Origin of the sequence: Faecalibacterium intestinale, assembly GCF_040096575.1 — a bacterium.
In the GTDB taxonomy this organism is placed as follows: domain Bacteria; phylum Bacillota; class Clostridia; order Oscillospirales; family Ruminococcaceae; genus Faecalibacterium; species Faecalibacterium intestinale.
In genome coordinates this window covers 1-1,131 of record NZ_JBBMEN010000067.1, presented here as the reverse complement: position 1 = coordinate 1,131, position 1,131 = coordinate 1, and the positions used below count along the sequence as shown (strand labels likewise).

Sequence of the window (1,131 nt, the reverse complement as noted above, 5' to 3'; positions counted from 1 at the left end):
CCCAGTGATATGATGCTGTGCGTCATATCCTACTGGGTATTATCTGGCGCAAAATGGCGGCAGATCCAGCAGCTCCGCTGCTGCGTTCTCCCACGCCAAACTGATGAAACGGAGGGATGTCTATCTGAAACTGACACGACACAACGGACGAGCCGGAACCCACGGCACCTATAACCCCAGGCACAATGACCGCAGTTTCAACCTTGCCAACAGTGAGCACATCGACCCGGAACGAGCCAAGGGCAACATCTATTGGGACTGCTTCCACGGTTTCCGTTCGGCTCTCGGCCCACAAGACCCGGACGATCTGGGGACGACCTTCTCGGATGTGGAACGGCAGTTCTACGAGAGCCGGTACACGACCTTTATCGAAGGTCAGAACGAGCGTAATGCCAAGATCCGGCACACGGAACGCAACCGCTCCATTCCTGACCTGCTGTCCAGCCGCAAGACCTGCCCGGAGGAGACTATTTACCAGCTTGGGACGTTGGATGAACACGCTTCGGCAGAGGACTTGCTGAACATCGTCACCGAGTTCATTGAGGAGTTCAAGGCTAAATTCGGCGACCATGTTCATGTGCTGGACTGGGCGTTGCATCTGGACGAAAGCACACCCCACATCCACGAGCGTCATGTGTTCGACTGTGAGAACAAATACGGCGAGGTTGCTCCCCAGCAGGAAAAGGCATTGGAAGTGTTGGGCTTCAACCTGCCCGACCCGGACAAGCCCCTCAGCCGCCGCAACAACCGCAAGATCACCTTTGATGCCGCCTGCCGGAAGATGCTGTTCGAGATTGCAAAACGGCATGGTCTGGAATTGGAGGAAGAAGCGGAGTATGGCAACCGCAAGTATTTGGAAAAGCAGGACTTCATCCTTGCCAAGCAAAAGGAGCAGCTTGCGGCCCAGCAGAACAAGCTGGACGAATTGACCCTTAAGGTCAACGACGTGGAAACGCTGATTGACAAGGTTTCGGCTGTGGCCTACGACAAGGCGGTGGAGGTCGTGACGGACGTGGTACGCACCGAGACCCGCAAGGAAGATATGCGGATGATCGAGGACACGAAGAAGTGGGTGCTGTCCCCTGAACGCAAGGCTCCGCAGTCCACGAGAGAATATGCAGCCCATCGGTT

Annotated in this window: 1 protein-coding gene; it reads left to right on the top strand. The window is 56.0% G+C overall.

Annotated elements, in window-relative coordinates; all coding sequences use genetic code 11:
* Positions 1-103: 103 nt before the first annotated feature.
* The coding region (locus WMO20_RS14385) for a plasmid recombination protein (protein WP_435387777.1) at positions 104-1,131 on the top strand (1,028 nt) is incomplete at its 3' end.